Genomic DNA, 13,617 nt, shown 5'->3' with positions numbered 1-13,617 from the left:
TGTTGACGCTCGCGATCGGTTACGAGGACAGGCGCAGGACGAAGCAAGGGCATCGAAAAAACCAGAGTAGATCACGAAGTTTGCATCTTACAACGCGCTCTTCAGAAACGGTATTAGGATTTTCATCCTGCGGTACTAGGATCATCGTTCCAGTCGGTGTCACTGGGGGCGCGGAGCGCCTGACGCGTCCGGGTTATAGGGCGCAAAGCCGGATCCTGCCGTGTCGGGTAGCCGCAGGTGGCCGTCCTGAATCGGCGGCGGTGGACCCAGGTTCTCCAGCAGCCAGTCGGCGGTGGCCAGCCCCTGCGGCAGCGGGCTCGCGACGGCGGCGGCGAGTTGCGCGGTGGGCCAGAGGCCGGCGGTGGACTCCACCAGGCTGGTGATCACGACCTCGATCTGCGCCGCCTGGCAGCGCCGGGCCAGCGTCAGGGTGCGGCGCAGTCCGCCGAGTGCGGCGGGCTTGAGGATCACCCGGCGCACCGGCAGCCGCGCCGGGTTGAGGGTGTCGGCGAGTGCGGGCAGGGATTCGTCCAGGGCCAGCGCGAAGGGGGCCAGCGCTTGGAGCCCTTGGAGTACCGGCCAATCGGGTTCCCGCAGTGGTTCCTCCAGTGACTCGATCGGCAGTGTACGCAGGGCGGTAATGATGCGCGTCGCCGTGCCCGGGTCCCAGGCGCCGTTGGCGTCCAGGCGTAGCCGCAGCCCCGGCGGCAGGGTGTGGGCGAGTTCCCCGAGACGCCCCAGTTCCTGCTCCGGTGTGGCCATCCCGAGCTTGATCTTCACCACCCGCAGGCCCGCCAGGGCGGCCCGGCTCAGATCGGTCGTCGTGGTCTCCATGAGTCGACCCAGGGCGCCGTTGACCGGCACGCGGTCGAGCGCCGTGGCGGCCAACCAGCGGCGCAGGCTGGTCCCGGCCAGCCGGCTCGCGAGGTCGCAGAGTGCGCAGTCCAGGGCGAAATCGGCAGCGGGCGTGGGGCCGCGCGGCCCGCGGGTCAGGGCCGCCAGCGATTCGTCCAGGCGCGCGCCCAGCAGCGCCGTGCGGTACTGCGTGAGTCGTCGCCCGGCCGCGTCTGGCTGTTCAGTCCCGGCCTCGGGCAGGGGGGCGCAGTCGCCATAGCCGCGCATGCCATTGGCCTCGGCGATCGCCAGCCAGCCGCAGCGCTCGCGGAAGACGCCGCGGGCGCTCGACCAAGGCCGGGTCAGCGGCAGCCGGTAGGGCAGCAAGTCCAGGCGCTCGCAGACGATCAGTGTCATTTTGCCCTCGGTTCAGTCTCTAGGTCGGGTGCTCACCCTTGCCCGCCCAGCGCAAAGCCGCCGATCAGAAGCCCGGTGAGCAGGGCCTGGTAGAGCCCGGTCTGGCCGAGGAGTGGATTGATCGCCGCGCCCTGGGCGCCCCGGTAGAGACGGGCGATCAGGATCAGGGCCAGGGGCAGTGCGCCCAACACCGGCCAGGTCGCCCCCGGGAGTCCGGCGCCCTGCATCAGTCCCAGCGGCAGCAACAGCAGCAGTGCATAGAGCGCCCGCGCCCGCCCCCGCCCGAGCACATGGCAGAGGGTGTGCCGGCCGGCCGCCCGGTCCGTCTCCAGGTCGCGGTAGTTGTTGAGCAGCAGGACCGCCGCCGCCGGTAGCCCCAGCGCCAGCCCGAGCAGCAGGGCCGGCCCGCTCAGGGTGAGGGTCTGGAGGTAGTTGCTGCCCGCCACCGAGGCGAGGCCGAAGAAGGCGAGCACATAGACCTCGCCGAATGGACCGTAGGCGATGGGGCGCGGGCCGCTGGTGTAGGCATAGCCGCCGCTCAGTGAGGCGATGCCGACCACCAGGATGGGCCAGCCGCCGTGTACCACCAGGAACACGCCGAGCAGGAAGGCGAGCCCGAAGGCCAGATGGGCGGCGTTGCGGACCGCGCGCGCGCTGAACCACCCCTGGGCGGTGGCGCGCGGCGGGCCGAGCCGGTCCGGGGTGTCGGTGCCGCGTTCAAAATCCACCGCGTCGTTGTGCAGATTGGCGCCGATCTGGATGGCCACCGCGGCCACGAGGGTGGCCGCAGCGACCAGCGGGGCCAGGTGGCCGGTCTCGGCGACGGCCAAGGCGATGCCGGCCAGCACCGGGGTGGCCGCCAGCAGCAGCGTCTTGGGGCGCGCCGCCGCGACCCAGCGGCCGAGGGTGGACGGCGGGGCTGGCGGCTCCAGGGTGAGTGTGCCGGTCGTGCTGTGCGGGTCTTGCTGCATGTTTAGACGGTGTGTGAAAGCGGCTGTGGAATATAACGTTTTTCTTGGCGTCTTGGCGTCTTGGCGTGAGCAAATCTTCGACTTAAGCTTACGGCCGCCGCGGAAACTTACCGAAGTCCGGCGCCCGGCGCTCCAGAAAGGCGTCGCGCCCCTCCTGGCCCTCGGCTGTCATATAGAAGAGCGCGGTGGCGTTTCCGGCCAGCTCCTGGATGCCGGCCAGCCCATCGGTGTCGGCGTTGAAGGCCGATTTCAGCATCCGCAGTGCGGTCGGGGAGAGCTCCAGCATGGTCCGGCACCAATCCAGGGTGACGGTCTCCAGCTCCGCGAGCGGCACCACGGTGTTGACCAGGCCCATCTCCAGCGCCTCCTGGGCGTCATATTGGCGGCACAGGAACCAGATCTCCTTGGCCTTTTTGAGGCCGACCGTGCGTGCCATGAGCCCGGCGCCAAAGCCGCCGTCGAAGCTCCCCACCCGTGGCCCGGTCTGGCCGAAGCGGGCATTGTCCGCGGCGATGCTGAGATCGCAGATCAGGTGCAGGACATGACCGCCGCCGATGGCATAGCCCGCCACCATCGCCACCACCGGCTTGGGCAGGGTGCGGATCTGGCGCTGGAGTTCGAGCACGTTCAGGTGTTCCACCCCGGAGTCGTCGCGGTAGCCCCCATCGCCGCGGATGCGCTGATCGCCCCCGGAGCAAAAGGCCAAGTCGCCGGCACCGGTGAGGATGATGACACCGACCGTGCGGTCCAGGTGGGCGCGGTGGAAGGCGTCGATCAACTCAAGCACCGTCTGCGGGCGGAAGGCATTGCGGACCTCCGGGCGGTTGATGGTGATCTTGGCCACGCCCGACCAGTGCTGGTAGAGGATGTCGCCATAGGTGGGTCCCGGCGGGGTTTCCCATTGGACGGCCGGTTGCTCGGCGCTCTGCTGCATTCTCGCTGACTCCCGCGTTCTAACCAAAATAATGTTACGCCCTTTCAGGGCTAGGCCCGATGCAAACGCCAACCCAGGGCGTTGCCCTGGGCTGGTATGTCTCGCCCCTTCGGGGCTCTAGTCATTCGCCGCGGCCAACGGCGTCGGGGCGGGTTTGATACCCGACCCTACACCAATTGCGCCTCTGCCACCCGTTGCCGGAACCCCAGGTGAATCTCCCGGCTCTGCTCGGCGTCGATCATGACCTCGATCAGCAGCCCCGGCGCCCCGGTCAACCCCTCGGCCAGGGCCGCGCGCCAGCCGGCCGAGTCGCCGACCCGGCGGTGGCTCAGGCCAAAACTCCCGGCCAGTGCCTCGATGGCAACCGGGCGCGGCGTGCGCCACAGGCGCTCGAAGTCCGGCAGGCCGTGCTGCGGCAGGTAGTCGAAGATCCGGCCGCCGCCATTATTGATGACGATGCAGGGCCGGTCGAGCCGCGCGGCCAGCATCAGACCGGAGAGGTCGTGCAGGAACGACAGGTCCCCGAGCAGGCCGGTGGTCGGGATGCCCGCGGCATTGAGTCCGGCCAGGGTGGAGAGCTGGCCGTCGATGCCGCTGACGCCGCGGTTGCCGAAGACCGCCAGCGGCGCCTCGCGGCTACCGGACCAGGTCTCGAACTGGCGGATAGGCAGCGAATTGGCGCACAGCAGCCCCTCGCCCGCGGGCAACCGGGCCATCAGGTCGCCGATCAGATGGGCCTCGCACCAGGGGGCGTCGGCCAAATAGTCCGCCGCCAACGCGGCGAGCTGACCCTCGGCCCGCGTCCACCGGGCCAGCCAGATAGGGTCGGCGACGGGCGCGGCGGCGGCCAGTGCGTGACAGAGTGCGGTGGGGTCGACGGCGAGGTGCAGCGACCCCTCCTGGGCCAGCTCATGGGCCGGGTCGGACCAGCGCTCGGCCGGGTCCACCAGGATCAGCGGGATGCCGGGCAGCCAGTCGAGCACGGTCTTGGAGATCGGCGCCCGGCCGAAGCGCAACACCCAGTCCGGTCGCAGGGCGGCGGCCGCTTGCGGGTTGCGCACCAAGGTCTTATAGCGGGCGATGCGCGGTGAACGCCCGGGGTCCAGGCCCGGGAGGGTGCCGCAGCGCAGCTCAGACAGCGGGTCGGCGAGCAGCGGCACACCGAGCGCGGCGGCACAGCGCGCGACGGCCGCAGGGAAGCCGGGCCGCGGGTGGTCGGGGCCGCAATAGATCAGTCCGCGCCCGTGCAGCCGCTCGATGAGTCCGGGGGGCAGGGTGAGGGATTGCGCAATCTGGCCGCCGACGTCCGGCCATTGCGCGGGTGGGGGCAGGCCGGCGTCCGCCCGCGACACCAGCGGCTCGCGCAGCGGCAGGTTGATATGCACCGGCCCCGGCCGCAGCCCCTGGCTTACCGCGGCGGCGCGCCGCCCCAGCGCGGTCATGGCCCGGCGACCGGCCGGGGTGTCGACCGGTGCCCCCGGGTCGTGAAAGGCCCGCACCTGGGCGCCGAAGAGCCGGGTCTGGTCGGCGGTCTGGTTGGCCCCCCAGCCGCGCCACTCCGGTGGACGGTCGGCGGAGAGCAGGATGAGCGGCACGGCGGCCGCGCTGGCCTCCATCACCGCCGGATACCAGTGGGCGGGGGCGCTGCCGGAGGTCGCAAGCAGGGCCACCGGCCGGGCGCCGGCGCGCGCCAGGCCCAGGGCAAAGAAGGCGGCGCTACGCTCATCCAGGATCGGGGTCAGGGTGAGTCCCGGGCGCCGCTGGGCGGCCAGGATCACCGGGGTGGAGCGCGAGCCGGGGGACAGGATCAGGTGTCGGACCCCGCCGGCCATGAGCCCGTCCAGCAGCGCCAGGCACCAGGCGACGCCGACCTCGGCCGGGTCTTGGTCGGGCGCCGGGGGCGCGCTCATGCGAACTGCAACGCGGTGGCGACCGCGGCGAGTTTGTGGCCGGTCTCGCGCCACTCGGCCAGCGGATTGGAGCCGCGGACGATCCCGGCACCCGCATAGAGCCGCGCCACATCGCCGTTCAACTCGGCACAGCGCAGCAGCACCCACAGGTCGCCGTTCAGCCGGCCGTCCGGGTCCGGCTCCAGGATACCCGCTACCCCGGTGTACCAACCCCGGTTGAGCGGTTCCATCCGGTCCAGCCAGGCGCGTGCCGCCGCCGCCGGTTTGCCGTTGGTGGCGGGGGTCGGGTGCAGGCGTTGCGCGAGCTCGAACAGGTCGGTGTCGGCGCGCAGTCGGCCGCTCATCGGGCTCCACAGGTGCTGGGCATTGTGCAGTTGTAGCACGGTCGGCGCCGCCGGGGCCTGGACCGCCTCGCAGCAGGCGTCGAGCACCGCGCGCACCGCCTCCACCACCATGGCGTGCTCGCGTTGTTCCTTGTCGGAGGCCAGCAGGGCGGCGGTCAGTGCGGCATCCGCGGCGGCGCCGGCGGCGCGCGCGGCGGTGCCGGCGATGGCGTCCACCTCCACCTGACGGCCGACGACGCGCACCAGGCGCTCGGGGGTGGCGGCCACGAAGCGGGTGCCGCCGTGTCGGATGCTGATCACCTGACAGGCCGGAAACAGATACAGGAGTGCGGCCAGCAGGCGCTGTGGGTCGAATGGCCGCCGACCCTTGATCCCGACCCGCCGGCACAGGACCACCTTGTCCAGGGCGCCGCGGCGGATGTCATCCAGCGCGGTCTCGACCAGCATCTGCCAATCCGCCAGATCGGGGCGGCCGCCCAGCGGGGTGAGCGGGCTGGGTGTGAGCGGTTCGGGCAGGGGGGCATCGAGCGCGTTGAGCAGGCGCACCAGCCAGCCGCGCCAGCGCTCCCGCAACTGCGCATGCGATGCCGGCAGGCGGGTGGTGAAGATCAGGGCGGACTGGCCGCGACGGGTGCAGAGGCCGAGTTCGGGCACCCAGAGCAGTGCGTTGGGGAGCTCGCCGTCGCTGGCGGGCGCGGCCGGCGTCGGCGACGCGGCAAAACCCAGCAGCGCGAAGCCGGCGAACCCGGTCTCGTCCGGGTCGAACTGCTGCCAGCGGTTGGTGAGCGTCTGGGCCTGCGCGCGCAGTGCCGCGAGTCGCCCCGCCCCGGTGGCGCTCCACTGCGCCGCCACGCCGCAGCCCGCGTGCAGTTCGCCGCGTTCGCTGTGGGCAAGGCCGAAGCTGGGACCCTCCAGTTCCGGCGGCAAGACGATCGCCCGCGGCAGCTCCAAGATGAGCGAGGCGAAGCCGTCGGCGCCGTCAGCGGTCGCCGTCGGGAGCAGGCCGATGGTCTCATCAAGCCGGGCCTGCAACTGATCCATGAGGGCAAGGGGTGCGAGCATCTGGTGACCTGACTGGCGCAAGTGTGACACCGGCGCGGCGCCGCCGCTCAGGTCCCGCGGCGGCTGGGAACAGGGGCACGGGTCGGCGGTCGCGGCCGGGTGGGACCGGCCCGCAGTTTAACGCAACGTCAACCCAGGACGTAAGCCGGACGGGGCGGCGAGCCCCGTGCGCCGGGTTTATGGCACTGCGGTCGGCTGGACTCGGACGCGTCCTTGTGTCATTCTTGCTGCCTAACGATCGTTCAGTAAGCAATGGGACCTTGCGGCGATGTCCGGCAGCACCAGCACCACCAGAGACAATATTCTGAATGTCGCGTCAGAGCTTTACGCGTCAAAGGGTTACACCGCGGTATCGATGCGCGATGTGGCCGCGGTCGTGGGCGTCACGCCGGCCAATCTGTACCACCACTTCAAGGACAAGGAGTGCCTGATCCGGGCCGCGTTGGCGCAGGTGTTCGGCGAACGAACCGCACCGCTGGAGACCCTCCTGCTGGCACAGGCGTCGCCCGCGCAGCAATTTGATTGCTTCATCGACTGGTTTGTCCGGCTGGTGTTTGACGACACGATCTTTTCGCGTTTACTGACCCGCGAATTGCTCGACGGCACGCCCGAGCGACTCCGGTATCTGACTCAGACCGTCTTCGACCGGCCCATTTCACTGCTCACGCAAGTCATGCGGGCCAGGCCCAGCGACGCCGACCCGGTACTCTCGGTCATTTCGGTGACCAGTATCATCCTGGGGCACCGCCAGTTGGCCGCCGCGCTGCCGCACCTGCGGGAAGGCAAGGCGGACTATGCGGATACTCAGATATTGATCGAGCACCTGAAAGCGCTCCTGTGTCGCGCCTTCACGGGCGTGCCTGACGCCGGGCGGGTGTGAGATGAGATCGCCTTGGCTCGCTATTGCGCTCATCGCCCCGATCGGCCTGGCCGGCTGCGCTGACGCCGACCAGCCGTCGGCGGCCTCATCGCCAAGCCTGCACTGCGCGATCACTGTGGTGAAAACGGGGGCGCTTCCCACCCTCTATCGGCTGCCCGGCACCGTGGTCTCGGACGACCGGATCGACTTGTCGTCGCGCTTGGTCGGGCTCATTGCACACCTGGAGGTCCGCGAAGGCCAGCGGGTCGCCAAAGGGGAGCTGGTGGTGCAGATTGACCCGAGCGGTGTCAATGATGCGATTCGTCAGGGCGAGGCCGGCGTCGGCGCCGCGCGCAACGAATTGAGCGATACGCAGGAGGACGCCGACAAATACGCCGGGCTGGCCGCCAAGGGCTATGCCTCGACCGAGGCACTGCGCAAGGCACGGGTCCGCCGCGACCTGGCCCGTGCATTGCTGGACAAGGCCGAGTCTACCCTGGCCGCGGCGCGGGCGCAGCGCACCTATGCGGACATTCGCAGCCCGGTGGATGGGATCGTGGTGGCACGCCATGGCCATGTCGGCGAGTTGGCCGCGGCCGGCGCGCCGATCCTCACCCTGGAATCGCGCCAGGCGCTGGTCTTGCGGGTCTTCGTCGCGGAAGGGCAGGTGGGCGGGATGGCGCCGGGGGGCCTGGTTGGCGTGCGCATCGACGCGCTGCCTGATCAAGCCATCCAAGGCCGGGTGCAGCGGATCGTGCCCTCAGGGGACCCGGCCACGCGCCGCTATCAGGTGGATATCGCCTTGCCGCCGCAGTCTCCGGGGGTCCTCCCGGGCATGTTCGGCCGCGCCGAACTGGTGCTTGGGGAGCGCCCGGCGCTCTTGATCCCATGCCAATCGCTGGTGAGTCGGGGTGGGATCGACGGGGTATTCGTGGTGGATCAGGGCAACCGCGCACAACTGCGCTGGGTACGTCTGGGCCCGCAATGGCAGCGTCAGATCGAGGTGGTCGCCGGGCTCAACGCGGGGGAGCGCATTCTGGCCCAGGTCGATGACAGGGTACGCGACGGCCTGCTCATTGCGGACGGTCCCAATGACTGAACCCAAGCTCAATCTTGCCGGGTTGTTGGCGCGGGGCTTCATTACGTCCAAACTGACCAGCGTCTTCATCCTCGGTGTCACCGTGCTGGGGTTGGCGACGGTGCTGCTGACGCCGCGGGAGGAAAACCCGCAGATCCTGGTGCCCGGCGTCCAGGTGATGGTGTCGCTGCCCGGGGCCTCGGCCAAGGAGGTGGAGGCGCTGGTGGTGACCCCGTTGGAAGGCCTCTTGAGTTCGCTCTCGCAGGTGGATCACACCTATGGCATTGCGCAGACGGCGGTAGGCTCGGTGCAGGTCCAATTCAAGGTCGGCCAACCCAAAGAGGGCTCGCTGGTCAAGGTCTATGACCGGATACTCTCTAACCGCGTGCTCCTGCCCGCCGATGCCGGGGTGCCCCATATTCGCTCGGTGGATGCCGATGACGTGCCCATCGTCACGCTCACCCTGGCCTCGCCGCGTTATGACGATTTTGCCCTCAAGCGCCTGGCCGACCGGATGGCCGAGCGGCTGCGCAGCCTCGATGACGTCTCAGTGGTGGCCGTGCGCGGCGGGCAGGGGCGCGAGTTCAGCGTCGAGCTGGAACCGGAGCGGCTACAGGCCTTTGGCGTCTCGCTCATTGAGGCGCGGGCCGCTTTCGCGTCCAGCAACCTCTCGCTGCCGCTTGCCCCCACCGTACGCGATGAACAGGTGCAGGCCATCAAGCTGCAAGGCTTCTTCACGACCGCTGATGACGTGCGCGACCAGATCGTTGCGACCCGTGAGGGCCGACCCATCTATGTGCGGGACATCGCGACCGTCACCGATGGGGCGCCGAGCGAGATTGCGCGGCTGAGCCGCTTTGCCTTCGGGTCGGGTGATGCCCGTTTCAGTCACTACGGCGCGGCGGAGATGCCGGCCGTTACTATTGCCGTGGCCAAGAAAAAAGGCGCGAACGCGGTCGTGGTCGCCGACGCCATCGGCGCGCGCATCGCGCGTATGCAGGCGTCGTTCGTGCCGCCGGACGTCGCGGTGGTGATGACGCGTAATGACGGCCAGAAGGCCAACGCGGCGGTCAATGGACTCATGGAGCACCTGGGCGTCGCGGCGGTGTCGGTCAGCCTCATCCTGGTCCTCTTTCTTGGCTGGCGCGAGGCGCTGATCGTCACCGTCACCGTGCCGCTGATCTTCTTTGTCACCCTGGCCGCCGACCTGTTCGGCGGTGTGACCATCAACCGCGTCACCCTGTTTGCGCTGATCCTCTCACTGGGGCTCCTGGTGGACGCCGCTATCGTCGTCATCGAGAATATTCACCGCCATTACGGTGTGCCCGGTCAGCAAAACCAACAGCACGTAACCATCGTCGCCACCAATGAAATCGGCAATGCCACCAACCTGGCGACCCTGGCGGTCATGCTGGTGTTCGGCTCGCTGTTCCTGGTGACCGGGATGGCGGGCGCGTATTTCTATCCGATCGCATTCAATGTGCCGATCGCCATGGCCGCATCGGTGGTGGTCGCCTATAGCGTGACACCCTGGGCGGCGAACCGCTGGCTGCGTTGCAAGACGACCGGAGGTCGAGGCATTAGCCGGTCGACCTTGCATCACAACGGCCCTCCTCCGGCTAAAGCCTCGACCAGTTCGGGGTGCCTGGCAACACCGCCACAGTGCGGTCGGCCGGACCTGTTGCAGCGGCTCTATCACCCGGTGATGACGATCTTGCTGGAGCGACGGGCGGCGCGGCGGGCGCTGGCGCTGCTGGTCCTGCTACTGATGTTGGGGTCGGTCCTGCAAGGCGCCTGGCAATTCATCCGCCCCGCCGGGATCACCGGGCCTCAATCCATGCTGGGGGTGAATCTGGGATTCATGCTCAAGGACAACAAGAACACCTTCAACCTGTTGATCGCCATGCCGGAAACGACGCCGGTTGAGCAGACCGCCCGGCTGGTACGGGACCTGACCCGGCAGTTCCAGCAAGACCCCAATGTGGTCAATCTGCAAAGCTGGATCGGCCAGGCCGGGGTCGCGGACTTCAACGGACTGCTCCAGGGCACCGCTGACCGAGAGGGCAGCCAGGTGGCTGAAATCCGGGTCAACCTGGTCGACAAGCAGGAGCGCCGCAGCAGTTCAATTGAGCTGGTGCGGCAATGGCGCACGCGGGTGGACGCGATCCGGCTGCGCTATCCCGGGGCGCGGGTCAGGCTGGTTGAAGACGCGCCCGGTCCGCCGATGCGGGCCACTGTGCTTGCCCAGCTCCACGGCCCCGACCCCGACGGATTGCGGGCGCTGTCGGCCAAGGTCTCACAGGCCTTCGCTGCGACCTACGACCTGGTCGACCTGTGGGATAGCGAGCCGGTGGATGTCATCGAGCACCGTATCGTACCCGACAAGGAAAAGGCGGCCCTATCCAAGGTCTCGGTCGCGCAGATCGCCCAATCACTGAGCCTGGTTTATGGCGGCGAGATTGTCAGCCGCGCCCATCCGGCGGACGAAAAAAATCCGGTGGATGTGCGGGTCCTGGTCCCGCGTCGCTATGCGGTCGATCCGACCCGGTTGGAGCGGATCCTGATCGACAATGCCGACGGGAAGCCGGTGCCGCTATCCGAGCTGGTGAGGGTGGAGGAGGGTGCCGCGGATCGCCCGATCCAGCACCAGGACAATGAACGGGTCAGCTATGTCGGCGGTGAGTTGGCGCAATCGGTCGCGCTGTATGCGGTGCTCGATCTCAATCGCCGGCTCGCCGGAATCATGGCCGCGGATGGGCAGCCGCTGACGACCGGTAATCTGACCTTCAGGACGCAGGCGCCCGACGTCATCAATGGCTATCAAGTGTTGTGGGACGGCGAGGTCCGCCTGATGCTCGACATCTACCGCGATATGGGCGTGGCTTTGGGGGCCGCGCTGGCGATGATCTATCTGGTGCTGGTCGCCTATTACCGTTCATTCCTTATTCCGCTGATCGCCATGTCGGCGGTCCCCCTGGGGATCATCGGCATCTTCCCCGGCCATTGGCTGATGGGTGCCGACTTTACGGCGACGTCGCTGGTCGGGATCATCGCGCTGTCCGGTGTGGTGATCCGCAATTCGTTGCTCATCATCGACTTCATACAGGATAATCAGCGCCGCGGCCAACCCCTGGCGGAGGCCGTCAAACAGGCCGGTGCCGTGCGTCTGCGTCCCATCCTGCTGACCACCTTGGCCATCGTCCTGGGCTCTGCGATCATGCTGACCGACCCGGTGTTCGGGGGGCTGGCGATTTCGCTGATCTTCGGCACCCTGGCAGCCACCGTGCTGACCGTGGTCGTGGTGCCTGTCCTCTTTTATCTCAATGCCCTGCGGGCGCCAAGTACAGCATGACGAGTGACGACTCGATGAGTGATGGGGGGCGGGCCGTTGTCTTTGCCCTGGCCCCCTGGACGACCGGTTCGGGCCTGGCCTTGAGCGATGGAGCCGCCCCGGCGGACTCGGACTGGACCTACGATCGCCTGACCGCGGTCGTCTCTGAACTGGCCGGGTGTCTGCGCGACCAAGGCTTGCTCCCGGGCCAACTGGTGGCGGTGCCGGAGCGGCCGGGGCTGGTCCTGATGCAGCACGCCCTGGCCCGAACCGGCGCGGCCCTGCTGCCGGTGCGTGCCGCCGCGCATGGCCCTGGGCTTGAGTCATTGTTGGCGCTGACCGGCGCCGAGTGGGTCTGGCAGTGGGACACGCCCGGGCGCGGCCGTCTCATCCGCCTGGGTTCAGGCGTTGCCGAGCCGCCCGCGCCCTGGCCCTCGCCCCTGGCCCTGGTGGTGGAAACCAGCGGCAGCACCGGTGCCCCGCGGGCCGCCATGTTGACCCAGGCCAATCTGCTGGCTGCCGCCGCCGTGAGCAACCGGCACCTGGGGCTCGGGGCGGGCGATTGCTGGCTCTGCTGCCTGCCGCTGCGCCATATCGGCGGGCTCTGCATCACCTACCGCTGCGCCCTGGCCGGTGCCGCGCTGCTGCTGCATTGCGGGTTCGACGCGGCGGCGGTCGCCGCGGACCTGGAACGGCGCTGCGTCACCCACCTGTCGCTGGTGCCGCCCATGCTGGCCCGCCTGCTCGCCCTCGACCGGCGCCCGCCGCCGTCTTTGCGCGTGGTCCTGGTGGGCGGGCAGGCACTCAGCACCGCGCTCGCGGGGCAGGCCATCACGGCCGGTTGGCCGCTGCATGTCACTTACGGAATGACCGAGACCGCGACCCAGATCGCCACCTCGGGGCGTCTGAGCGCACCGCCCGCACCGGGCGCGGTGGGCCGCTCCCTGGCCGGGCTGGAGGTTGACTGCGCCGCGGATTTCGAGGCTCCGAGGCCCTTGCGGGTGCGCGGAGCGGTGGTGATGGCCGGCTACGTCAATCCGGGACGCCGGCCCGGTGTGGGGCTGGCGGACGGGTGGTTCACCACCTCGGACCTGGCCTGCCGAGGGCCGGATGGCGACCTGTGCATCCTGGGCCGGGCCGACGACGTGTTGGTCACCGGCGGGGTCAACGTCCACCCGCTGCGGGTGGAATCACTCCTCGCCGGGGCGCCGGGGGTCGGCGCGGTCGCGGTGGTCGGGTTGGATGATCCGGTCTGGGGCGCGCGCTTGGTCGCGCTCTACACCGGGGCGGCGGCCCCCGCGGCCTTGGACCTGTGGTGTCGGGAACATTTGGCCGGAGCGCAGCGCCCGCGGGTCTTCATGGCCGTGGCCGAGTTGCCGGTCTTGGAGTCCGGCAAGTTGGACCGTGGCCGTCTACGGGCGTTGGCACTGAGTCATTTGACCTAAACCGCGTCCAGAGTGGGACGTGTAGTTTTTGTGCTAAGGTTGAGCCCGCGCACGGAACGTGGTCCGGAGGCGCAGCCACCCGGAAAGCCAAGCGTTGAGTGTATGCTGAAATTGGATCTCGCCAAGTGGAATCAAACCGCTGAGGATCTGCGGGATGAAGCGTTGACGGCGGCCCATGCGCGCACCCGTGAACGGTTCCTGGCCTTGTACGAGCTGACCCAGCAGGGACATGGCATCACGGCGATTGCGCGGGGAACGACGCGCCATGCACAAACGCTGATGCGTTGGGTACACTGGTACAACGAAGCCGGTCCCGACGGGGTGGTCTTTCAACAAACGGGTGGTCTCACCCCCTTTTTTGCCAGGTGAAAGAGCAGGCGCTCGATGCGTTGCTGCGGGCGGGACTCGCCGCCGCCGCCGCACCCGCGGTGG

10 protein-coding genes are annotated in these 13,617 nt (G+C 68.9%); 5 read left to right on the top strand and 5 right to left on the bottom strand.

All coding sequences use genetic code 11. The annotated features are described in order from the left end of the window. Positions 1–159: 159 nt before the first annotated feature. The 5 genes from QZX93_RS05755 to QZX93_RS05735 form a co-directional block, all read right to left on the bottom strand. Positions 160–1,251 carry an enolase C-terminal domain-like protein gene (locus QZX93_RS05755; RefSeq protein WP_295387457.1) on the bottom strand — a complete coding sequence of 364 codons (1,092 nt, stop codon included), beginning with the start codon at positions 1,249–1,251 and terminating at the stop codon, positions 160–162. 32 nt (positions 1,252–1,283) lie between these two features. Further along, positions 1,284–2,222 carry a 1,4-dihydroxy-2-naphthoate octaprenyltransferase gene (gene menA, locus QZX93_RS05750; protein WP_295387454.1) on the bottom strand — a complete coding sequence of 313 codons (939 nt, stop codon included), beginning with the start codon at positions 2,220–2,222 and terminating at the stop codon, positions 1,284–1,286. Between the two features lie 88 nt (positions 2,223–2,310). Beyond that, entirely contained in the window at positions 2,311–3,156 is an 846-nt protein-coding gene (gene menB / locus QZX93_RS05745) for a 1,4-dihydroxy-2-naphthoyl-CoA synthase (protein ID WP_295387451.1), read from the bottom strand. Positions 3,157–3,323: 167 nt separating this feature from the next. Beyond that, positions 3,324–5,066 carry a 2-succinyl-5-enolpyruvyl-6-hydroxy-3-cyclohexene-1-carboxylic-acid synthase gene (gene menD / locus QZX93_RS05740; RefSeq protein ID WP_295387448.1) on the bottom strand — a complete coding sequence of 581 codons (1,743 nt, stop codon included), beginning with the start codon at positions 5,064–5,066 and terminating at the stop codon, positions 3,324–3,326. Beyond that, on the bottom strand, positions 5,063–6,472 hold the full coding sequence (locus QZX93_RS05735; RefSeq protein WP_295387444.1) for an isochorismate synthase: 1,410 nt from the start codon (positions 6,470–6,472) through the stop codon (positions 5,063–5,065). Before QZX93_RS05735 ends, menD begins: the two co-directional genes overlap by 4 nt. Positions 6,473–6,740: 268 nt before the next feature. On the opposite strand from QZX93_RS05735, the gene QZX93_RS05730 reads away from it, so the two are divergent. From QZX93_RS05730 to QZX93_RS05710, 5 genes are all read left to right on the top strand, one after another. Further along, positions 6,741–7,352 (top strand): TetR/AcrR family transcriptional regulator, encoded by a 612-nt coding sequence (locus tag QZX93_RS05730; protein ID WP_295387442.1) that lies wholly within the window; start codon positions 6,741–6,743, stop codon positions 7,350–7,352. A gap of 1 nt (position 7,353) precedes the next feature. Further along, positions 7,354–8,430, top strand: a complete 1,077-nt coding sequence (locus QZX93_RS05725; RefSeq protein WP_295387439.1) for an efflux RND transporter periplasmic adaptor subunit — start codon at positions 7,354–7,356, stop codon at positions 8,428–8,430. After that, positions 8,423–11,761: an efflux RND transporter permease subunit gene (locus QZX93_RS05720; RefSeq protein ID WP_295387436.1), complete on the top strand. Its 3,339-nt coding sequence runs from the start codon at positions 8,423–8,425 to the stop codon at positions 11,759–11,761. Before QZX93_RS05725 ends, QZX93_RS05720 begins: the two co-directional genes overlap by 8 nt. A gap of 14 nt (positions 11,762–11,775) precedes the next feature. Next, the gene (locus QZX93_RS05715) at positions 11,776–13,185 is read left to right on the top strand and encodes an AMP-binding protein (RefSeq protein ID WP_295387433.1); all 1,410 of its coding nucleotides are present in this window, start codon (positions 11,776–11,778) and stop codon (positions 13,183–13,185) included. A 102-nt stretch (positions 13,186–13,287) separates the two neighbouring features. Next, positions 13,288–13,554, top strand: coding sequence for a helix-turn-helix domain-containing protein (locus QZX93_RS05710; RefSeq protein WP_295394415.1), 267 nt, complete (start codon positions 13,288–13,290; stop codon positions 13,552–13,554). Positions 13,555–13,617: the final 63 nt, after the last annotated feature.

Source organism: uncultured Thiodictyon sp. (genome assembly GCF_903946935.1).
GTDB lineage: Bacteria > Pseudomonadota > Gammaproteobacteria > Chromatiales > Chromatiaceae > Thiodictyon.
Note: the sequence above shows the minus strand (reverse complement) of the source record. Positions and strands in the feature narration are given on the sequence as shown.